We start from the raw sequence: 20253 nt of genomic DNA on the forward strand, positions 1-20253 counted from the left end.
GGTGGTGAGCGGGCCTCCCCGGGCGGAGCCCACCCGCAGCGCGTGGGCACCCGCGCACCCACGGCGGAGCCGATGCGTGCGGGGGCGGCCCCCGAGGGCCTAACCTCCGGGAGGAAGCACGCGCATCTGAACGAGGGCCCGATGAAGATCGAATTCCTGCTGCACAACGCGTACGGCATCGGCGGCACCATCCGCTCGACCGTCAACCTCGCCGCCGCCCTCGCGGACCGGCACGAGGTCCGGATCATCAGCGTCAACCGGCCCGTGGACGTCCCCGAGCTGGACATCGACCCGCGCGTACGCCTCACGCCCCTGGTCGACCTGCGCGAGGGCACCGACGGCGACGAGTACGAGGCCCCGCTCAACCAGCAGGCCAGCGAGATCTTCCGGGACGAGCGCATCGACAACGGCCGGATGGCCGCGACGGCCCTCACCGACCAGCGCGTGCGCGAGCACCTCGCGGCCACCGACGCCGACGTCGTCATCGCCACCCGCCCCAAGCTCATCGGCTACCTCGCGAAGTACGGCTCCGAGCGCTACCTTCGCCTGGGCCAGGAGCACCTCACGCACGAGGCCCACGTCCCCGAGCTGCACGCCGTGATGGACCCGGCGATCGCCGCCCTGGACGCCTTCGCCACCGTCTCCGAGGCCGACGCCGGGCACTACCGCGAGGCCCTCCCCGGCGCCCGCGCGCGCATCCTCTCCATCCCCAACGCCGTCCCCGCCCCCGACGCGGAGCCCTCCGACGGCACGTCCCGGCTGATCGTCTCCGCCGGCCGCCTCGTCGCCGTCAAGCGCTACGACCGGCTCGTCGCCGCCTTCGCCAAGGTCGCCGCCCAGCGCCCCGAGTGGCACCTGCGCATCTACGGCCGCGGCCCCGCCAAGGCCAAGCTGCGCAAGCAGATCGAGGAGCTCGGCCTCTACGAGCGCGTCACCCTCATGGGCGCCCGCTCGCCCATCGAGACCGAGTGGTCCAAGGGCGCCGTCGCCGCCGTCGCCTCCGACGCCGAGTCCTTCGGCATGACGATCGTCGAGGCCATGCACGCGGGCCTGCCGGTCGTCGCCACCGACTGCCCCTACGGCCCCCGCGAGATCCTCACCGACGGCACCGACGGCATGCTCGTCCCGCTCGATGACGCGGACGCCGTCGACGCGTACGCCGACGCCCTGCTGAAGATCACCGGGGACGCCGGGCTGCGCGCCCGCCTCGGCGCGGCCGCCCGCGAGACCGCCGGCCGCTACGAGCCCTCGCGCATCGCCGCCCGCTACGAGGAGCTCTTCGAGGAGCTGCGCCCGGGCTTCACCACCACCCCCGAGAAGAAGAAGGGCCTGTTCGGCGGCCTGTTCGGCGGCGGCCGCAAGAAGCAGGCGGCCGTGGCCGCCCCCGCCCCCGGCGAGAGCGCCCACCCCGAGGCCCGCTGCGCCGTCGCCGCCGACGGCTCCCTCGTCGTCCGCCTGCGCGCCGACCAGCTCACCGCCGCGGACACGCATCTGCTGCTGCGCCACCGCGGCACCAAGGGCAAGGAGTCCGTGCGCGTGCCGCTCCCCGCCCGCCGTGAACCCGGCACCTGGGTCGAGGCCCGCCTCGACCGCACCGCGCACACCCTGCCCGAGGGCCGCTGGGACACCTACGCCGAGCGCTCCGGCGACAAGTCGCGCCGCCGCCTGACCGCCGCGCTGGTCGAGCAGAAGGCCCTGCTCGGGCTGGAGCTCGCGCAGGGCGCCGCCGGTGTCGCCGCCGCCGTGCCCTACGAGACGAGCGACGGCTTCCTCGCGGTGCGCACCTGGCTGCGCCCGCAGCACGCGGAGGCCACCGAGGTGCAGGTCGGTGCGGACGGCATCCGCGTGGCCGTCCGGGCCCACGGCACCTCCCTCGGCGAGGGCGCCGAGCTCATCGCGCGGCTGCGCCACGGCGACGGCTCCGCGGCCGACGTGCGGGTGCCGCTGGAGAACGGCTCGGGGAACCTGCCCTACGAGCCGATGCAGCAGCGGCGGAAGCCGGACGAGGAGCAGGACCTGTGGGACCTGTGGGTGCGGCCCGAGGCGGGGGCGGCGCTGGTGCGCGTCGGCCGGATCGCCGGCGACTTCGCCGACCGCAAGGGCATCGACACCTTCCCGGGAGCCGTGCGCGGCGAGGTGCGGCTGCGGCCGTACTTCACGGTGACCAATGACCTGACGATCACGGTGAAGGACGTGGCACAGGAGGACGCGGCGTAGGCGCCTTCCCCGGAGGCGGGGTGGAGGCGGGGCGGCCCGGTACGGAGGACGGCCGGGGCCGCCACCCCCCACAGGAGAGGCCCCGACCGCCGTCCGGTGCGGACCCTGGTGGGGCCCACACCTCCTACAGCGCCGCAGGCCGTCAATCCGTCACACTGTCACACCGGGGTGCCGGGGCCCCTTTCTGGACGAAGCCGGGTCGCTGCCCGTAACGTGCGGGTCCGCGCCGCTCAGCGTGCGCCTCTCGCTTGTCGTCCCAGTGGCCGGGTCCGGGCAAAACCGGATGAACGGGAAAGTCGGCCACGTTCCAGGGGGTTCTCACCTATGTATCCGTGCGGTCACTGCCGCGCCGCCGCCGTCGGCCCGGACGGCCGCTGCGCCGCCTGCGGCGCCTACCAGCAGCAGGCCGCCGCCATGGCGCCCGCACCCGCCCCCGGGTACCCCTACGCTCCCGCGATGCCGCAGGCCCCGATGCCCGTCGGCGGTGTCGACCTGCGCCGCGGCATGCGGATCGCGCTGATGACCGCGCTCGGGGCGAGCGTGGCGGCGCTGCTGTTCGTCTTCTGGTCCGACACCCAGACGCGCATGGCACTGCAGGACATGCTCGACAACGGCGTGACCTCCACCACGCAGGAGGACATCGAGGACACGGAGGCCGTGGCCACGATCTCCTCGCTGCTGTACGGCCTGACCCTGGCCGCGTCCGCCACGTTCTGGGCCATCTGGTTCCGGCGGGCCCGGATCAACGCCGAGTACTTCGCGCCCGGCGGCCACCGCCTCGGCATCGGCTGGGCCGCGGGCGCGTGGTTCACGCCGGTGGTCAACCTCTGGTTCCCCAAGCAGATCGTCAACGACATCTACAAGGCCAGCGCCCCGCAGGGCGCCCCCAAGGGCCTGCTGAACGCCTGGTGGTCCGTCTGGATCGCCTCCGGCGTCTGCACCGTCCTCTCGACGGCGATGAGCGCCGGCGCCTCCGCGCGGATCGCCACCAAGGGCTACGACGGCTCCACCTGGCGGGAGGACGTCGAGGCGCTCAAGAACTCGGCGAACGTCTCCGGCCTCGGCACGCTGCTGCTGATGGCCGCCGGCGTCCTCGCCATCCTCGTCGTCCGCCAGCTCGCCCGCCTGCAGGAGCAGCGCGCCATGCCGGGCGCCGGCGGGCCCGTGCCCGCCGGTGTGCCGTACGGCGCGCCCGGGTATGTCCCCGGGCAGCAGCCCGGCGGCCCCGCGGCCGGCTGGCCCAACCCGCCGCAGAATCCTTACGGCAGCGGGCCGGCGGGCTACTGAGCCACGGAATCTCCGAGTGGTGCAGGATGAGGGCGTGCAGGGGGACGACGCCGAGCTGACGGCCGCGGTGAACGCGGCCCAGGGTGGGGACGAGACGGCATTCCGTACGGTCTACCGCTCCGTCCACCCCCGCCTGCTCGGGTACGTACGAACGCTCGTCGGCGAGGCCGACGCCGAGGACGTGGCCTCCGAGGCGTGGCTGCAGATCGCCCGCGACCTCGAACGGTTCGCCGGCGATGCGGACCGCTTCCGCGGCTGGGCCGCCCGGATCGCCCGCAACCGCGCCCTCGACCACATACGGATGCGCGGCCGGCGCCCGGCCATCGGCGGCGACGAGAGCGAACTCGCGGGCCGCGCCGCCGACGCCGACACCGCCGGCGAGGCCCTGGAGGCCGTCGGCACCGGCAACACCCTCGCCCTCATAGCCCGGCTCCCGCAGGACCAGGCGGAGGCCGTCGTGCTGCGCGTGGTCGTCGGCCTCGATGCGAAGAGCGCCGCCGGGGTGCTCGGCAAGCGCCCCGGAGCGGTGCGCACCGCCGCGCACCGCGGGCTGCGCCGGCTGGCCGAAATGGTGACGCCGGGAGCCGACGGCGTCGACACGATCGACGGGACGACCGGGGCCGCAGGGGACAACGGAACGGTGCCGGCGGGGAGGCCGGTCACCGACACCGTCCCCCAGCAGCGGCGGGCACAGCCCGGATCACACCCCGGAGCGAATGCTTCTGCCGGTGTGACGCAAATGCGTGCGCGGACGCAGAAGGACATGTGATGGCGGACGACCACCGGTACGACTGGCTGGAAGACTGGCTGGACGACGACGCCGTGGAGCGCTTGCTGAGCGGGACGGCCCCCGTCGCCCCGGCCGGCGACTCCGCCGACCCCGTGAACGAGCCCGCGCCGCGGACTGCCGGGAACGACGCGGTACGGGACGCGTCGGCGGCCGACCCCGTTGCCGAGCAGACGGCGGGCGGCCGCCCGACCACCACCGGGCCGAATGCCGCCGCTACGGTTCCGGGAGGCGCTCGCGCTTCCGGGGCTTCCGGTGCGTCCGGCGCCTCGGGTGCTCCGGCTGCTGCCGACGCTTCCGGGGCTTCCGGCGCCCTCGGGGTTTCCGGAGGCTCTCGCGGCTCCGGTGCTTCCGGTGCGTCCGGCGCCTCGGCTGCTGCCGGCGCTCCCGGCGCCGCACCCGCACAAGGTGGTCCGGCTGACCCCGTTTCGGGCACCCGGCCCGATGGCCGCCCCGCACCCGGCGGTCCGACCGACCCCGTACCCGCCACCCGGCCGGACGGCCATCCCGCGCCCGGCGGTCCGGCCGCCCCCGTATCGAGCACCCGGCCGGACGGCCACCCCGTGCCGCCCGAAGCCGAGCGGCTTGTCGCCGTGTTGCGGTCGCTCGTGCCGGCGTCCGCTCCCGTCGGGCAGACCCTGCCGGGGGAGGAGGCGGCGCTGGCGGCGTTCCGTGAGGCGAGGGCCGTGGCGGCTGCGCCCGCCTTCGCAGCCGGGACCGAGCCCGCCGTGTGCCTCGGCACGCCCGCGACCCGTCCCGCGACGGGGCGCGGTTTGCTCACCCGCTGGCGGCCCGTCAAGGCCGCGCTGGCCATGGCCCTGGCCGGCTGTGCCATCGGCGGCGTCGCGGTGGCGGCCGGCGCGGGCGTGCTGCCCGGGCCCTTCGGCGGCTCGGGCGGGCATCCCGCAGCCGCGCCGAGCGTGTCCGCCTTCGGCGACGAGCACGCCGGGAGTGCGTCCCCCGACGGCAGCAGGTCGCCCGGCGGCACGCCGTCCCGCGGTCCGGACGGCAGCCCGAGCACCAGTGGCAAGCCGGACGGCTCCGCTTCGCCCACGCCCGGCTCCGGCCGGAGCAGCGCACCCGCCGACCGGGACAGACCAGGCGACTCCGCGTCCCCGTCGCAGCGCCCCGGCCGGGGCGACGGCCAGGACAAGGGCGACGACGCCCGCGGCGACGGCACCAAGGCCGGCCCCCTGGCCACCCGCCTGTGCCGCGACTACCTCGCGGCCCAGCAGCGCCGCGGCGGCGTCGACGAGGACTCCGTCCGGACGCTGGAGCGCGCCGCGGGCCTCGGCGACAACGCCGACCTGCGCACGTTCTGCGAGAACGTGGTCAAGGCGGCCGACGGCGGCGACCCCGCCCGCTCCGGCACGATCTCCGGCTCCGGCGACGGCCGTTCCGGCGGCGGACGGGGCTCCGGCAAGACCGGCGGCGGCACGGGTGACGACGGCGGCGGCTGGGACAGTCCGGGGCGTCTCTCCCGCCTTGTGCCGCCCGTCCGCAGCGATCCCCGTTTCACCGTTCCGGCCCCGGGTGTGACGTTTTCCGACCCCACGGCGCTGTAGGTAGTGAGCCGACTGGTCATCGGCTGCGCACGAGCCGGAGTTCCCCCCATACCGTCGGCTCATGCGCATCGGCGCGGGCGGGGCTCTTCCCCCGGCTCTGCCCGCGCCCCCCTCTTTCTCACCCGTGTCGGGTCTGCCCCGTGCGCCCCGGTCGGCGCATCCTGTCTGCAGGATGTGCCGAGCAGCAGCGGGAGGCGGGACGCCCATGGCGCGCGAACCGGACAGCGACAGGCCCCACGGCGGCAGGGCCGACGCCGGTAGGCCCGAGGCCGGCAGACCCGGCGGCGGGGAAGCGGGGCGGCAAGGCGCGGGCGGCCGCCCGCCCCGGCTCAGCGAGTCCGGGCAGGTCCTCGAGCCCGTCTACGGACCCGAGGCCCTCGACGGCTGGGATCCCGCGGAGCGGCTCGGCGCGCCCGGCGCGTACCCCTTCACGCGGGGCGTGTACCCCACGATGTACACCGGTCGGCCCTGGACGATGCGCCAGTACGCGGGCTTCGGCACCGCCGCCGAGTCCAACGCCCGCTACCGGCAGCTCATCACCCACGGCACCACCGGCCTGTCCGTCGCCTTCGACCTGCCCACGCAGATGGGCCACGACTCCGACGCCGAGATGGCGAGCGGCGAGGTCGGCAAGGTGGGCGTCGCCGTGGACTCCGTCGAGGACATGCGGGTGCTCTTCGACGGCATCCCGCTCGGCGAGGTCTCCACCTCGATGACCATCAACGCCCCCGCAGCGCTCCTGCTGCTGATGTACCAGCTCGTCGGCGAGGAGCAGGGCGTCCCGGCGGACCGGCTCACAGGGACCGTCCAGAACGACGTCCTCAAGGAGTACATCGCGCGCGGCACGTACATCTTCCCGCCGAAGCCCTCGCTGCGGCTGGTCGCCGACACCTTCGCGTACTGCGAAGCCGAGCTCCCCAAGTGGAACATGATCTCGATCTCCGGCTACCACATGGCCGAGGCCGGCGCCTCGCCCGTGCAGGAGATCGCCTTCACCCTCGCCAACGGCATCGAGTACGTGCGCACGGCCGTGGCCGCGGGCATGGACGTCGACCGCTTCGCACCGCGGCTGAGCTTCTTCTTCGTCTCGCGCACGACGCTGCTGGAGGAGGTCGCCAAGTTCCGGGCGGCCCGGCGGATCTGGGCGCGCGTGATGAAGGAGACGTTCGGCGCCCGCGACCCCAAGTCGCAGATGCTGCGCTTCCACACCCAGACGGCGGGCGTCCAGCTCACGGCGCAGCAGCCGGAGGTGAACCTGGTGCGCGTCACCGTCCAGGGCCTCGCCGCCGTCCTCGGCGGCACCCAGTCCCTGCACACCAACTCCTTCGACGAGGCCATCGCCCTGCCGACGGACAAGGCCGCCCGGCTGGCGCTGCGCACGCAGCAGGTACTCGCGTACGAGACGGACGTGACGGCCACGGTGGACCCGTTCGCCGGCTCGTACGCCGTCGAGTCCCTCACCGACGCGGTCGAGGACGCCGCCGCGGACCTCATGGGCCGGGTGGAGGACCGCGGCGGGGCGGTCGCCGCCATCGAACAGGGCTTCCAGAAGGCCGAGATCGAGCGCAACGCGTACCGCATCGCGCAGGAGACCGACAGCGGCGAGCGGGTCGTCGTCGGCGTCAACCGCTTCCGGCTCGACGAGGAGGAGCCGTACGAGCCGCTGCGCGTCGACCCGGCCATCGAGGCCCGGCAGCGGGAGCGCCTCGCGCGGCTGCGGGAGGAGCGCGACGGCCGGGCGGTGGAGACGGCGCTGGCCGCCCTGCGCAAGGCCGCCGCGGGGACGGACAACGTCCTGTATCCGCTGAAGGACGCCCTGCGGGCGCGGGCGACGGTCGGGGAGGTGTGCAACGCGCTGCGGGGGGTGTGGGGGACGCACGTTCCGGCGGACGTCTTCTGACCGACCGACCACTGTGCTCCGTAAGCGACACTGGAGGGTATGTCCGCTCCCCGCCGCGCCTGCCCCGTATGCACCCGCGAGATCGCCGTCGTCGGCGGCCGCTACGCCCGTCACGACCCGCCGGGCCGCCGCCCCGCCTTCTCGTACGACCTGATCTCCTGCCCGGGCTCGCGCCGCTCGGCCCCGCTGCTGGCGACGGAGCCGCGCCTGTTCGACCCGGAGGAGCCGCCGACGGACGGGCAGCAGCAGCTGTTCTGACGCGGGTGCTTGCGGTGTCGCTTACTCGGAGCGGTGAGAGGGGTCGCCGTCCCCTGCACAGAAAGCGTCCTGCGCGGGTCGCTGACCGGTGACGAGGAAGCGGCTCACGGCACGATCACTGCACGCATTGCCGGTGCTGAGCCACACGCCGTGGCCGCCCGCGTCGACCGAGACGAGGCGGGCGCGGTCGCCGAGGGCCGCGCGCATCTTCAGGGCCCCGTGGTGCGGAGTCGCCGGGTCGCGCAGGTTCTGGACCATGAGGATGTTGGACGGGCCGTGGGACGTGATGCGGGTGGGCTTCTCCGCGGGCTCGCCCTTCCAGAACGCGCACGGCGTGATGCTCGCGGGCATGCCGGCCGTGAGCGGGTACCGGGCGCGGTCGGCGGCCACGGCCCGCTCGTACGAGGAGACGTCGCGCGGCCAGCTCGCGTCGTTGCAGACGATGCCGGCGAACACGGCGGCCTCGCGCTGCGAGAGCGGTTCGGGGAGGGGGTCGGGGACGGTGAGGGGGCCGTCACCGCCGGTGCGGGCGGCCTGGATGAGCGCGGCGAGACCGGGGAAGCGCGCGCGGTCGTAGAGGCTCAACTGCAGGGCTTGCCGCAGCAGGTTGCCGGTGAGGAAATGGCCGGAGCCCTCGAACGCCCGGGGCTTGCGATCGAGAGCGGCCGCCAGGGCGAGGAACATCGGGCGGACGTCCTCGGGGCGCTCGGCGAGCCGGTCCTTGCCGCGGGCGGGGTCGGTGGCCCACCGGGCGAAGTCGGGAAGGCTCTCCTCCGTGCCCGGCGCCATGTTGGCCAGCCAGCCGCGCCCGACGCGGGAGGGGTCGGGGTCGAGGCTGCTGTCGAGGACCCAGCGGTCCGTGCGCTCGGGGAACATCTGCGCGTAGACGGCCCCGACGTACGTGCCGTAGGACACGCCGACGGCGGACAGCTTCTTCTCACCGAGCGCCTTGCGGAAACTGTCGATGTCCCGGGCCTCGTTGCGCGTCGTCAGACTGCGCAGAACGTCGCCGCCGTTGCGGGCACACGCCTCGGCGATCCGGCGCGCCCGGGCCACGCTCTCCGAGATGTCCCCGTCCGGCCGCGGCCAGCCCCGGAAGTCCACCAGCTGCCGGTCGTCCTCGGCGATCCCGCAGTCGGCCGCAGTACTGCCACCCACGCCGCGCGGATCGATCGCCACGACGTCGTAGGCCCCCTGGGTGGCCTTACGCACCTTCTCCCCCTCCCGCGCCACGGCCTCCACCCCGGAGCCCCCGGGCCCACCCGCTATGAGTAACAGCGTGCCGCGCCGGGCCTCGGGCCGGTCCGAACGAAGCCGGGAGACAGCGATGTCGACGGTAGGCCCGGAGGGCTTCCGGTAGTCCAGCGGAACGGGGAGCGTGGCGCACTCGGCTCCGGGCGCGCTGCCCTTGGCGTCGGCACAGGGGCGCCAGTCGAGGCCCCCGGGGTGCGGGCCGGCGGCCGTGGCCGCCTGGGCGGCGGGGACGGTGAGAGCGGTGGGCACGGTGAGAGCGGTGGCGCAGGCAGCGGCGGAAAGGGTAAGGAGTATGCCGGTACGGCTACGGGTTCTCATGCGACCAAGAGTGTCTGACGGCCCGTCGGATGACTATGGGGCCAACGCCCCGGGCGGGGGTGGGGGTAACTGCAACGGGGCGGCGGGGTGGCTGGGTTCCGGCTGGTGGCTGGTGGCTGGTGGCGGCTGGTGGCGGCTGGTGGCGGCTTGGGTAGGAGGTGGGCCGCCGTACTCGCGCCGTCACGGATGCGGGAGCGTGAGGAGACCTTGCGCGTGCGTGGGTTGTGGCTGAGGGGGAGCTGGCGGCTGCCGCTGGGTGGGGGTTGGGGTCAAGACGGGCTGGCAGCGGGGGGAGGGGTGGGGGCGGGGGTTTGGTGGGTTGGCTGTGCGGCCGGTGGGTTGCTGGGCGCCGTACTCGCGCCGTCGCGGATGCGGGTGTGTGAGGAGACCGGTCTGTCCGGTTGTGGCTGAGGGGGAGCTGGCTGCTGCCGCGATGTGGTTCCTGCCGTCGTGGGCGCTTCGCTCGGCGGGCCGCCGTTGTGGCTGGGCGGGCGGCTGCCGCTGGGTTGGGGGCTGGGGTCAAGACAGGCTGGCAGCAGGGGGAGAGGTGGGGGGCTTGGGTCCGGTGGGTTGGCTGTGCGGCCGGTGGGTTGCTGGGCGCCGTACTCCTGCCGTCACGGATGCGGGCGCGTGAGGAGACCGGTCTGTCCGGTTGTGGCTGAGGGGGAGCGGGCTGCTGCCGCGATGTGGTGCAGCCCGTCGTGGGCGCTTCGCTCAGCGCGCCGCCGTTGTGGCCGGGCGGGCGGCTGTCCCGAGTAGGGGGCTGGTGAGGAGAGGGGGAGCTCGTGGGACTGCAGAGACGGCCAGCTGCCATCCCAGGACACTTATCCGCCGAGCTACGGCCCAGGCCGGTGGCGTATGAGGCAAGCGTGCCCCTGGCGGTCTACTGAGGCGCGCGGGCACCATCTCGGGCCACTTATCCGCCGCCCCACAACCCAGGCCGGTGGAATATGAGGCCGCCATGCGGCCAGAGAGCCCTACTGGGGCCACTGAGGCGCGCGGCCGTCGTCCCGGGTCACTTATCCACCCGCTGCTCCAGGCCGGGCCGGTGGATATCCGTCCACAAACAGCCGCCACCCCCACCAATCTGCAGCCGGACGAGCAACCACCACGTACGCGAGCTGAGCGAAGCGCCCCCACCGGGCCCAGCCACATCGCGGCAGCTGCCAGCTCCCCCTCAGCCACCGTCTATGCGCAAGGTCTCCTTACGCGCCTGCATCCGTGACGGCACGAGTACGGCGGCCAACCGCCCACCGGCCGCACAGCCAACCAACCGAACCCCCGCCCCCCACCCTTCCCCCTGCTGCCAGCCTGTTCTGACCCGCACTCATTGCACGGATCTCAGCCCCGGCCAGCTCCCACCTTGAGGGTGCGTATCAGCGCGCGGAGTGCGCCCGGGGCGGCCCGCACCACGGTGGCGGGGGTGTCGCTCTCGCGGAGGGTGATCAGGTCGCCGATTGCAGCGAATTCTACGCAGTCGTTGCTCTGCTCGGGACCCGAGAATGTGGACTTCTGCCAGCCATCACCCATGTCGCCCGCCCCCCTTGAGGGCGAGTATCAGCGCCCCCAGGGCCGCTGGTGCGGTTCGCAACACCGTGGCGGGGGCGTCGCTCTCGCGGAGGGCGATCAGGTCGCCTGTCGCGGCGACCTCGACGCAGTCGTTGTTGTCGCCCGTCCCCGAGTATGTGGACTTCTGCCAGGCGATCGCGCGCATCGTCAACTCCTCATAGCTCACGCGTAATCCGATAAATGAAATCGCGTGTCTTCCGCGTGCCGAGCGCGGCACTCTCCACCATGCGCCAACGATTGCGGTATTTGGCCAGCTGGTCTTCGGCATGGAAGAAGCTGCTGTCATGTGCGTGATCCACCTGGACCGTGTCGAAGCCGTGGCGATCCGCCACGTAGAGCATCGAGTACCCCATACCCCCGAACCTCTCGGCCTCGAACGGAACGACCCGGATCACGACGTCCGGCTGGTCGGATGCAGCCAGCAGGGAGTCGAGCTGGTCGCGCGCGACTTTTCGGTCACCCACCCGCATACGCAGGGCAGCCTCATGCACGATCGCCGTGAACGACGGCGGGTTGTCACGTTCAAGCACTTCAGCCCGCCGCATGCGAAACGCGACGACCGTGTTGAGGTCATATGATCTCAGTTCGGCAGTCACGTAGGAGAAGAGAGCCCGCATGTAGGCCTCGGTTTGCAAGATTCCCGGCACATTGACGATCTGCAAACTCTGCAGAGAACTCGCATGCCATTCCAGCTCTGCCAGATCCAGAGCTCCCTGCCCCATGCGCCCCCGGTACTTCTCCCACCACCCCCGAGAGCGCTCAGCAGCCCTTTCCGCAAGGGCCTCGATCAGGTTGGCGTCCTGCACGCCGTAGTGCGCCGCTAGGGCGCGTGCCCGTTTCTCGCCCACCGTGATCTTGCCTGCTTCGAGGTGCGACATCTTGGCCTGATCCAGGCCGACAACCGCGCCCGCTTGGCGTGCAGTCACGCCCGCCCGCTCCCGCAGCTTGCGCAACTCGGCGCCCAGACGCTCCTGCCGGGCCGTGACGATCGTCCGCGTCGCCATGAAGTCCTCTTTCTCGCGCACTCGCTGCGCCAGAGTGTCACGGCTGGCCCCGAAGGGGCGAACTTTCTCAAGCGAGTTGCAGAGGGCATACATGACCCCTACGTTGGGTGTTGCGCAGCTCACACCGTGAGCTCCCCGTCCCGGAAGCGCACCGCCCCGCCCTGCCCCCACGCAGTGGCACCCGCGGCAATGACACCGGGTCGCAAGGTCACTTCACCCCATCCCACCCCGCCGGAGGCGACATGCTGCTCCTGCCTGCCCCGAAGCCGGTTCACCTCGCACCTGAAGAGATCGAGCCGTTCGAGTACCGTCTGCGCGTCCCGAACGACGCCCGCGCCGTCCCCATCGCGCGCGGCGCCGTCCGCGCCGCGCTGGCGGCTCACGGCCTGAGTGAGCTGATGGGGCGCGCGGAGCTGTTGGCGTGTGAGCTGCTCACGAATGCCATCGTGCACACCACCGACGCCGCCGAGCTGCGTATCTCCTGGTCGCAGTGGGAGGTCCTCACGCTGACCGCGTGGGACAGCGGCGATCTCCCGCCGTCCCCGCCCTCGGCCCCTCACCCGTACGACGACAACGGCCGCGGCCTGACGCTCCTCCGTTCGCTCGCCGACAACTGGGGGTACTTCGCCTCGCCGCACGGTTTCACGTGCCGCCCGTCGAAGGCCGTCTGGTGTTCGATCACCCGCACGCCGTCGTCGCACCCACACGCGTAGGCCCCGGCCACTGATCGAACCACCGCTCCTCCGCCTCCAACTGGCCCGCGAGGGAGATGAGGAGCGGCTCGCTGTGGGCCGGGCCCAGGAGTTGGGCGCCCAGAGGCAGGCGGTCCCGTTCGGTGAAGCCGGCGGGGACGCTCATGCCCGGCCAGCCGAGGACGTTCCAGGGCCACGAGTACGGGCAGGCTGCGATCATGGTCGCGTCCGTGCGGCTGCTGGAGAGGTCCGACAGCTCTCCGTTCCGTAGCGGCGGCACGGCGGTCGTCGGGGTCAGGACCACGTCGAAACGGTCGAAGATCTCGCCCACGCGCCGCCGCAGCGGCTCCTCCGCGGCGCGGGCCACGCGCAGCACCCCGCCGCCGAGGATCAGGCCGCCGCGGGCGTTGACCTTCGTACGGGCGTCCAGCAGGGCGGGGTCGGGGACGCGCCCGGCCCACTCCCGTACGCCGGACATCGAGCGCGGTACGAACGTGAGCCCGATCAGCCCGTAGCGCGGTTCCTCCTCGATCACCTCGTGGCCGAGGGCGGCCAGCCGTTCCGCGATGCGGACGGTGGCCGCGGCGGCCTCGGGGTCGAGCCGCTGGCGGGCGGCGGCGAAGGCGGGGCGCAGGGAGAGGGCGATCCGCAGCCGGCCCGGTTCGCGCCCGGCGGCCGCAACCACATCCACGGGCGGGGGCCGGTGCAGATCCCCCTCGTGGCTGCCGCTCGCCGCCTGCAGCAGCAGGGCCGCGTCGGCGACCGTACGGGCGAGCGGGCCGTGGCAGGTGATGCCGCGAAAGGCCTCCGGCTCGGGCCAGGTCGAGACGCGGCCCCGCTGGGGTTTGATGCCGACCAGGTGCGTCCAGGCGGCCGGGATCCGGATCGAACCGGCGCCGTCCGACCCGAGCGCGGCCGGTACGAGCCCCGCGGCGACGGCGGCCGCGGCACCGCCCGAGGAGCCGCCGGGCGTGTGCTCCGTACTCCACGGGTTGCGCGTCACCCCGAATGCCGGGCCCTCCGTGACGGGCCACTGCCCGAGCTCCGGCGTGTTCGTCTTGCCGACGACGATCGCGCCCGCGGCCCGCAGCCGCCGTACGGCCTCGCTGTCCGCCGATTTCGGCGGGAAATCGCCCGCGCAGCCGAAGGCGGTGGGCTCGCCCGCGACGTCGACGTCGTCCTTCACTGCCAGGGGGACCCCCAGCAGCGGGTACCGTTCGCCGGCCTCGCCCGCCGCCAGCCGCAGGTCCGCCGCGTCCGCCTCGGCGAGCGCGGCCTCGGCCCGTACGCGGCGGAACGCGTTGAGCAGCGGCTGCGTCTCCGCGATGCGGGCCAGCGAGCGCTCTACGAGCTCGCGTGACGTGACGTCACCTGCGGCCAGTGCCCGTACCTGCTCGACCAGTCCACTGCCCGTCAGATCCGTTAAGCCCGTGGTGTCTGCCATCGGGTTCCTCCCCCGTGGTTCGGAACTCTTCGCTCCGAATACCGTGAGTGCACCTCTGGCCTCATTTTGTACCCTTCCTCTGGCTTGGGGAGGCGAGAGTGACGTCATCGACGGCGTTGACGGACGAAATACGCGCACTGCATGCGGAGGAGGGGCGGCCGGCTGCTCTGGTCGGCCGGTTCCGCAGGACGGCGGTGCTGGTGCCGTCGGACGGTCAGGACGGTTTGTGGTCCGTCGAGTACGGCGGGATCCGCTGGATCTGCGCGTTCACGGACGAGGCGGCGCTCGCGCGGTTCGCCCTCGCCCAGGGGGCGGACGGGACGGCCGACTGGGCGTACCGCACGGTGCTGGGCGCGCGGCTGCTGGACGTGGTCGTGCCGGCCGTCGGCGTGCCGGCCGGTGTCGCGCTCGACGTCGGCAGTGAGCATCCCATGCTGTTCCCGCCGGTGGTCGGGATCGTGCCGGATGCGTACGCCGTCATTGCGGACGCGGGGACCAGCGCTTCGGAGGGCACCGCATGACCGGCACCGGCACCGGTACCGGCGACGGCCTCGCCGCCGACTCCGCCGCGCTCGGCAACATCGCCAAGGGCATCAACGGGGCCATCGGCGAACTCAAGGCCATCGGCTCGCCCGGCGACGCGGCGGTCGGCCGCGGCTTCGACGAACTCGCCCTCAGCGGCGTCGAGCTGGGGCACGAGGGACTGGCTGCGGCGTTCAAGACCTTCTGTTCCCGGTGGGACTGGGGAGTCCGTGCCCTGGTCCAGGACGGCAGCCAGTTCGCCCAGCGCGTGGGGCTCGCCGCGGGCTACTACCACGAGCAGGACGCGTACATCCGGGACACGTTCAAGGTCGGCGTGAACGCCGTGATGGGCAACCCGCACCTCCTGGAGGAGGACGTCGAGAAGAAGTCCATGTCCGAGATCCTCGCCGACAACCCCGTGAACGACTTCAGCCACCCGGACTACAGCGCCGAATCGTTCCGCAAGGCCGAGGAGGACAGCCGCCGGGTCTGGGCGGACACCGTCCGCGACGCCTCCACCGGCGCCGCCAACGGCTACGGCAAGGGCCCGCTCGGCCGTCAGGGCACGGACGCGGCGAACAAGCTCGCCGGCCAGCTCGACGGAGACCGGACCGGAGAGCCGGAGGGCCGCGACTGATGGGTGTCTTCGATCCCCTGGTCAAGGGCTTCGACAAGGTCGGCGAAGCCGCCGAAAAGGGCCTCGACAAGATAGAGAAGAAGGCGGGTGAGGCCGTCGAGTGGGGCGCGGACAAGGCCGCCAAGGGGCTGGACAAGATCGGCGCCCACGACGAGGCGCTCGCCGTCAGGTACCTGGGCGACCGCACGGCAGCGGAGCTCGGCGCCGAGATCAAGGAACAGCAGCTCGGCCAGACCGAGAACCCGCTGGCGCTGGTCCACGGCGAACCCTGGGGCATAGAGGCCGCCGCCAAGCACCTGCAGGCCTTCCACAAGGCCTTCGACACCACGCACTCCGGCCTCCAGCGGATCCGCTCCGGGGAGTGGAAGGGCGAGGGCGCGCAGGGGTTCGACACCCACTTCGCTCCGGAGCCGAAGAAGTGGGCGCAGGCCGCCGACGCCTGCGAGAGCGCCGCGAGCGCGCTCACCGCGTACGCGCACACCATTCGCTGGGCCCAGAAGCAGGCGATGGAGGCCATCCGTCTCTACAAGCAGGGCACGAAGGCGACGGAGAAGGCGACCAAGGCCTACAACGACAAGGTCGACGCGTACAACGCGAAGCTGAAGGCGGGTGGGGACCCGGGCGAGCGGCCCGGTACCTTCGAGGACCCCGGCGCCGCCGACATCAAGGAGGCGCACCGCATCCTGGCCGAGGCCCGCAAGCAGCGGAACACGGCGGCGGGCGAGGCGAAGTCCCGGATCGACAAGGCCGTCGAACTCGCCCCGAAGGAACCGGCCTTCCACAACCGCATGAAGGGCGATATCCAGGACTTCGCGGCGGCCTCGAACGTCGAGTTGCTCCACTTCGGCGGCGGTGTCTTCCGGGCCGGTACGGATCTGGTGAAGTTCACCCGCAGCCTCGATCCGCTCGACCCGTACAACGTCACGCACCCCGCGGAATACATCACCGGCATCAACAACACCGCCGCGGGACTCGTCTCCCTCGCGTCCCACCCCGAGCGCATTCCGGGGACGCTGCTCGGCCCGGGCTGGGGCTCCGACCCCTCCGAGGCGGGCGGCCGGCTCTTCGGCAATGTCCTCCTCGGCCTCACCAGCGGCGGTGTCGCCGCCGGCGGCACGCGCGTGGGCGTGGGCGCGGCCGGGCGGGGCGCGGGGGCCGGGGCGCGAGCGGGGGCGAAGGCCGGTGTTCGGGGCGCCGGGAAGGAGGGGGCGGAAGGCGGGGCGGAGAGCGCGGCGCGGCGTGCGGCCAAGGAGGAACGGCAGGAGCCGAAGAAGGACCCCAAGGAGGTCGAGGTCTGCGGCACGGACCCCGTGGACATCGCCACGGGTCGTATGTTCCTCCCGCAGACGGATGTCACGCTTCCCGGTGCGCTGCCCCTGGTCTTCTCCCGCCATGTGAAATCCGGCTACGGCTGCGGCCGGTGGTTCGGCCCGTCGTGGGCGAGCACGGTGGACCAGCGGCTGGAGATCGACGACGAAGGCGTGATCTTCGTCGACGAGCATGCGCGGTTGCTGGAGTACCCGCATCCGGTTCCGGGCGTCGCCACGTATCCGGCGAAGGGCCCGCGGTGGCCGCTGGCGATCGAGGCCGACGGCACGTACAGCGTGACGATCCCGGAGGCGGGCCACACCAGGTACTTCTCGCCCCACAGCCCCCAGGGGGAGGGCGGCCTGGCGCTCCTGCACCAGCTGACCGACCGCAACGGCCACTGGATCGCCTTCGAGTACGAGGAGGACGGCACTCCGATCGCGGTGGTCCATGACTCGGGCTATCGCATCCGCATCACCACGGATCCGGGCGCGGGCGCGGGCGCGGGCGCAGGCGCAGGCCGCATCACCGCGCTCCACCTGGCGGACACGGAACTGATCCGCTACGGATACGCGGACGGCAACCTGACCGAGATCGTCAACTCGTCCGGTCAGCCGCTGCGTTTCGCGTACGACGAGCGCGGCCGGATGACGTCGTGGACCGACCGGAACGGCACGCACTACGCGTACGAGTACGACGACCAGGACCGCTGTGTCTTCCAGTCGGGGACCGAGGGGCACATGCGCGGCACCCTCGCCTACGGCAGCCCCGACCCCGGCACCGGCGTGCGCATCACCAAGGTGACCGACGCTCTCGGCCACACCAACACCTTCACCATCAACCGGCGCTCCCAGATCGTCGCCGTCACCGATCCCACGGGCGCCACGACCCTCTCCACGTGGGACCGTCACGACCGTCTCCTTTCTCGCACGGATCCCCTGGGCCACAGAACGGAGTTCCGCTACGACGAGGGCGGGCGCCCGGTGTCGGTGTTCCGCCCGGACGGGCGGCGGGTCTCGGCCACGTACACCGCACTCGGCCTGCCCGAGACGACGACCGGCCCGGACGGGTCGGTCTGGCGCCACACCTACGACGCGGCGGGCAACCGTACGTCGACGACGGACCCGGCGGGCGCGGCGACGACGTACGCCTACGACGGCGCCGGCCACCTCACCTCGGTGACGGACGCCCTGGGCAACACCACCCGTCTCACCTGCAACAGGGCGGGCCTGCCCGTCGAGATCACCGATCCCCTGGGGGCCGTCACCAGCTACCGCCGGGACTCCTTCGGCCGCGTGACGACCGTCATCGACCCGCTCGGCTCCACGACCCGCCTCACCTGGACGGTCGAGGGCCGGCTCGCCCGCCGGATCTCCGCGGACGGTGCCGAGGAGCGCTGGACGTACGACGGCGAGGGCAACTGCACGACGTACACGGACGCGCTGGGTGGCGTGACGCGCTACGAGTACGGCCCCTTTGACGTCATGACGGCCCGCACCGGGCCGGACGGCGTACGGCACGAGTTCACGCACAACACCCGCCTCCAGCTCACCCGTGTCACCAACCCGCAGGGCCTGACCTGGGACTACACCTACGACCCTGCGGGCCGCCCGGCCGCCGAGACGGACTTCGACGGCCGCACGCTGACGTACGCGCACGACCCGGCGGGCCGGCTCGTGTCCCGTACGAACGGGACGGGCGAGACGATCGCGTACGAGCACGACGTGCTGGGGCGTGTGGTGCGCAAGGACGCGGCGGGCACGGAGACGACGTACGTCCACGACGCGGCGGGCCGCCTGGTGGAAGCCGTGGGCCCCGACGCCACCCTCGTCTACAGCCGGGATCGCCTCGGCCGCGTCAAGTCCGAGACGACGAACGGCCGGACGCTGACCTTCGCGTACGACGCACTCGGGCGACGCACGCGCCGGGTGACGCCGGGCGGGGCGGTGAGCACGTGGACGTACGACGCGGCGGGGCGGCGCACGTCGCTGACGGCGTCGGGGCGCGTGATCGACGTCGAGCACGATGCGGCGGGGAGGGAGGTGGCCCGGCGCTTCGGGGAGGGGGTGACCCTGTCGTCGGCGTGGGACGCGGTAGGCCGCCTGGTGTCACAGGGGCTGGAAGGCGCGGGCGAGTTGCTCCAGCACCGCGCCTACACCTACCGCCGCGACGGCCACCTCACCGGCATCACGGACACCACCACCGGCTCCCGCACCTTCGACCTGGACACGGCGGGGCGGGTCACGGCCGTCCACGCCCCGGGCTGGACCGAACGCTACGTCTACGACGAGGCCGGAAACCAGACGGAGGCGACGTGGCCCGCGGCCCACCCGGGCGCCGAGGCGCAAGGCGTCCGCACGTACACGGGCACGCGAATATCCCGCGCGGGCGGAATCCGCTACGAACACGACGAGCAAGGCCGCGTAATCCTCCGCCGGAAGACCCGCCTCTCGCGCAAACCGGACACATGGCGCTACGAGTGGGACGCGGAGGACCGCCTGACCGGGCTGACCACCCCGGACGGTACGCAATGGCGCTACGCGTACGACCCGCTGGGCCGCCGCATAGCCAAGGAACGCCTGACGGCGACGGGCGAGGTGGCGGAACGCCTGGACTTCACGTGGGACGGCGCGACGCTGACGGAACAGACGTCGTCCTCATCGTCCCTGCCGAACCCCATAACCCTGACCTGGGACCACAACGGCCTCCACCCGATAGCCCAGACGGAACGCATATCGACGGCGGACGCGCCCCAAAGGGAGGTGGACCGGCGCTTCTTCGCGATCGTCACCGACCTGGTAGGCACGCCGACGGAGTTGGTGGACGAGACCGGCCGAACGGCGTGGCGCACCCGCGCGACCCTCTGGGGCACGACGGCATGGTCCCGCGCCAGCACGACGTACACCCCTCTGCGCTTCCCGGGCCAATACTTCGACCCGGAATCCGGCCTCCACTACAACTACCACCGCCACTACGACCCGGAAACAGCCCGCTACACGTCCCCGGACCCCTTGGGCCTCACCCCGGCCCCGAATCCGGCGACGTACGTCCACAATCCCCATACGTGGGCAGATCCACTGGGTCTCGGGCCCTGTCCCCCGCTCGGGGAGAAGACGAACCCCTTCAAGACCCGGGCCGAGGCGGAAAAGGCTGCCCATGAGCTGGCAGGCATTGGCCCGGACGCTGAGCTTTTGGCTGAATGGGAAGTTACGAATGATATACGCCTGAAGCATGCGGAGGGGTATATATATTCCTCGGAACCTTCCCACCTGGGAAGGTTCCGCCAGTACGAGACGCCCCAGGGGTCCCGGGTGGTTGTTGAGCATACCCACGACCCGGCGGGCGTGCATTTCCACGCCGGAAAACCCAAGGGGCCGGATGTCCGGCACTGGGTAAACTTCGGCTGGGACAACAGCAACTATGGCGAGCTGGAGCGATATGCGAAAATCAACAAGCCTGACGGAGATCATCACTTGTTCTACGGGGAATAG

General features: G+C 72.5%; 15 protein-coding genes. 10 read left to right on the forward strand and 5 right to left on the reverse strand.

Annotated features, from left to right (window positions below; translation table 11 throughout):
- Nucleotides 1-141: 141 nt before the first annotated feature.
- The 6 genes from FGW37_RS20015 to FGW37_RS20040 all read left to right on the forward strand — a co-directional run bounded on the left by FGW37_RS20015 (nucleotide 142) and on the right by FGW37_RS20040 (nucleotide 8014).
- Nucleotides 142-2217 (forward strand): glycosyltransferase, encoded by a 2076-nt coding sequence (locus FGW37_RS20015; protein ID WP_179082306.1) that lies wholly within the window; start codon nucleotides 142-144, stop codon nucleotides 2215-2217.
- A gap of 324 nt (nucleotides 2218-2541) precedes the next feature.
- Nucleotides 2542-3504 carry a DUF4328 domain-containing protein gene (locus FGW37_RS20020; RefSeq protein WP_179082307.1) on the forward strand — a complete coding sequence of 321 codons (963 nt, stop codon included), beginning with the start codon at nucleotides 2542-2544 and terminating at the stop codon, nucleotides 3502-3504.
- 34 nt (nucleotides 3505-3538) lie between these two features.
- Complete coding sequence (locus FGW37_RS20025) at nucleotides 3539-4273, forward strand: RNA polymerase sigma factor (RefSeq protein ID WP_179084799.1); 735 nt, start codon at nucleotides 3539-3541, stop codon at nucleotides 4271-4273.
- Nucleotides 4273-5856, forward strand: a complete 1584-nt coding sequence (locus tag FGW37_RS20030) for a hypothetical protein (RefSeq protein WP_179082308.1) — start codon at nucleotides 4273-4275, stop codon at nucleotides 5854-5856. The genes FGW37_RS20025 and FGW37_RS20030 overlap by 1 nt, the downstream gene beginning before the upstream one ends.
- 205 nt (nucleotides 5857-6061) lie before the next feature.
- A complete protein-coding gene (locus tag FGW37_RS20035) occupies nucleotides 6062-7756 on the forward strand; it encodes an acyl-CoA mutase large subunit family protein (protein ID WP_179082309.1) in 1695 nt (564 codons plus the stop codon).
- A gap of 39 nt (nucleotides 7757-7795) precedes the next feature.
- Nucleotides 7796-8014, forward strand: a complete 219-nt coding sequence (locus FGW37_RS20040) for a hypothetical protein (RefSeq protein WP_179082310.1) — start codon at nucleotides 7796-7798, stop codon at nucleotides 8012-8014.
- Between the two features lie 21 nt (nucleotides 8015-8035).
- Here FGW37_RS20040 and FGW37_RS20045 read toward each other — a convergent pair whose 3' ends face one another.
- From FGW37_RS20045 to FGW37_RS20060, 4 genes are all read right to left on the reverse strand, one after another.
- Nucleotides 8036-9586 carry an alpha/beta hydrolase gene (locus tag FGW37_RS20045; RefSeq protein ID WP_179082311.1) on the reverse strand — a complete coding sequence of 517 codons (1551 nt, stop codon included), beginning with the start codon at nucleotides 9584-9586 and terminating at the stop codon, nucleotides 8036-8038.
- A 1341-nt stretch (nucleotides 9587-10927) separates the two neighbouring features.
- Nucleotides 10928-11116, reverse strand: coding sequence for a DUF397 domain-containing protein (locus tag FGW37_RS20050; protein ID WP_179082312.1), 189 nt, complete (start codon nucleotides 11114-11116; stop codon nucleotides 10928-10930).
- A complete protein-coding gene (locus FGW37_RS20055; RefSeq protein ID WP_179082313.1) occupies nucleotides 11109-11300 on the reverse strand; it encodes a DUF397 domain-containing protein in 192 nt (63 codons plus the stop codon). Before FGW37_RS20055 ends, FGW37_RS20050 begins: the two co-directional genes overlap by 8 nt.
- 10 nt (nucleotides 11301-11310) lie before the next feature.
- Nucleotides 11311-12252, reverse strand: coding sequence for a helix-turn-helix domain-containing protein (locus FGW37_RS20060; protein WP_246430465.1), 942 nt, complete (start codon nucleotides 12250-12252; stop codon nucleotides 11311-11313).
- A gap of 149 nt (nucleotides 12253-12401) precedes the next feature.
- Between FGW37_RS20060 and FGW37_RS20065 the strand changes: the two genes are divergently transcribed.
- The gene (locus FGW37_RS20065) at nucleotides 12402-12872 is read left to right on the forward strand and encodes an ATP-binding protein (protein WP_179082314.1); all 471 of its coding nucleotides are present in this window, start codon (nucleotides 12402-12404) and stop codon (nucleotides 12870-12872) included.
- Here FGW37_RS20065 and FGW37_RS20070 read toward each other — a convergent pair.
- Nucleotides 12838-14295, reverse strand: a complete 1458-nt coding sequence (locus tag FGW37_RS20070; protein WP_179082315.1) for an amidase — start codon at nucleotides 14293-14295, stop codon at nucleotides 12838-12840. The genes FGW37_RS20065 and FGW37_RS20070 overlap by 35 nt on opposite strands.
- Nucleotides 14296-14393: 98 nt before the next feature.
- On the opposite strand from FGW37_RS20070, the gene FGW37_RS20075 reads away from it, so the two are divergent.
- The 3 genes from FGW37_RS20075 to FGW37_RS20085 are packed head-to-tail and all read left to right on the forward strand — an operon-like array spanning nucleotide 14394 to nucleotide 20253.
- Nucleotides 14394-14816, forward strand: a complete 423-nt coding sequence (locus tag FGW37_RS20075; RefSeq protein WP_179082316.1) for an SseB family protein — start codon at nucleotides 14394-14396, stop codon at nucleotides 14814-14816.
- Nucleotides 14813-15454, forward strand: coding sequence for a hypothetical protein (locus FGW37_RS20080; protein ID WP_179082317.1), 642 nt, complete (start codon nucleotides 14813-14815; stop codon nucleotides 15452-15454). The genes FGW37_RS20075 and FGW37_RS20080 overlap by 4 nt, the downstream gene beginning before the upstream one ends.
- The gene (locus FGW37_RS20085) at nucleotides 15454-20253 is read left to right on the forward strand and encodes a putative T7SS-secreted protein (RefSeq protein WP_179082318.1); all 4800 of its coding nucleotides are present in this window, start codon (nucleotides 15454-15456) and stop codon (nucleotides 20251-20253) included. The genes FGW37_RS20080 and FGW37_RS20085 overlap by 1 nt, the downstream gene beginning before the upstream one ends.

The sequence above is a fragment of the Streptomyces rectiverticillatus genome, assembly GCF_013394065.1.
Taxonomy (GTDB): Bacteria; Actinomycetota; Actinomycetes; order Streptomycetales; family Streptomycetaceae; genus Streptomyces; species Streptomyces rectiverticillatus.

Coding starts and splice junctions, on each gene's coding strand:
- FGW37_RS20015 (WP_179082306.1), top strand. CDS start 142: ATGAAGATCGAATTCCTGCTGCACAACGCGTACGGCATCGGCGGCACC.
- FGW37_RS20020 (WP_179082307.1), top strand. CDS start 2,542: ATGTATCCGTGCGGTCACTGCCGCGCCGCCGCCGTCGGCCCGGACGGC.
- FGW37_RS20030 (WP_179082308.1), top strand. CDS start 4,273: ATGGCGGACGACCACCGGTACGACTGGCTGGAAGACTGGCTGGACGAC.
- FGW37_RS20035 (WP_179082309.1), top strand. CDS start 6,062: ATGGCGCGCGAACCGGACAGCGACAGGCCCCACGGCGGCAGGGCCGAC.
- FGW37_RS20040 (WP_179082310.1), top strand. CDS start 7,796: ATGTCCGCTCCCCGCCGCGCCTGCCCCGTATGCACCCGCGAGATCGCC.
- FGW37_RS20045 (WP_179082311.1), bottom strand. CDS start 9,586: ATGAGAACCCGTAGCCGTACCGGCATACTCCTTACCCTTTCCGCCGCT.
- FGW37_RS20050 (WP_179082312.1), bottom strand. CDS start 11,116: ATGGGTGATGGCTGGCAGAAGTCCACATTCTCGGGTCCCGAGCAGAGC.
- FGW37_RS20055 (WP_179082313.1), bottom strand. CDS start 11,300: ATGCGCGCGATCGCCTGGCAGAAGTCCACATACTCGGGGACGGGCGAC.
- FGW37_RS20060 (WP_246430465.1), bottom strand. CDS start 12,252: ATGTATGCCCTCTGCAACTCGCTTGAGAAAGTTCGCCCCTTCGGGGCC.
- FGW37_RS20065 (WP_179082314.1), top strand. CDS start 12,402: ATGCTGCTCCTGCCTGCCCCGAAGCCGGTTCACCTCGCACCTGAAGAG.
- FGW37_RS20070 (WP_179082315.1), bottom strand. CDS start 14,295: ATGGCAGACACCACGGGCTTAACGGATCTGACGGGCAGTGGACTGGTC.
- FGW37_RS20080 (WP_179082317.1), top strand. CDS start 14,813: ATGACCGGCACCGGCACCGGTACCGGCGACGGCCTCGCCGCCGACTCC.
- FGW37_RS20085 (WP_179082318.1), top strand. CDS start 15,454: ATGGGTGTCTTCGATCCCCTGGTCAAGGGCTTCGACAAGGTCGGCGAA.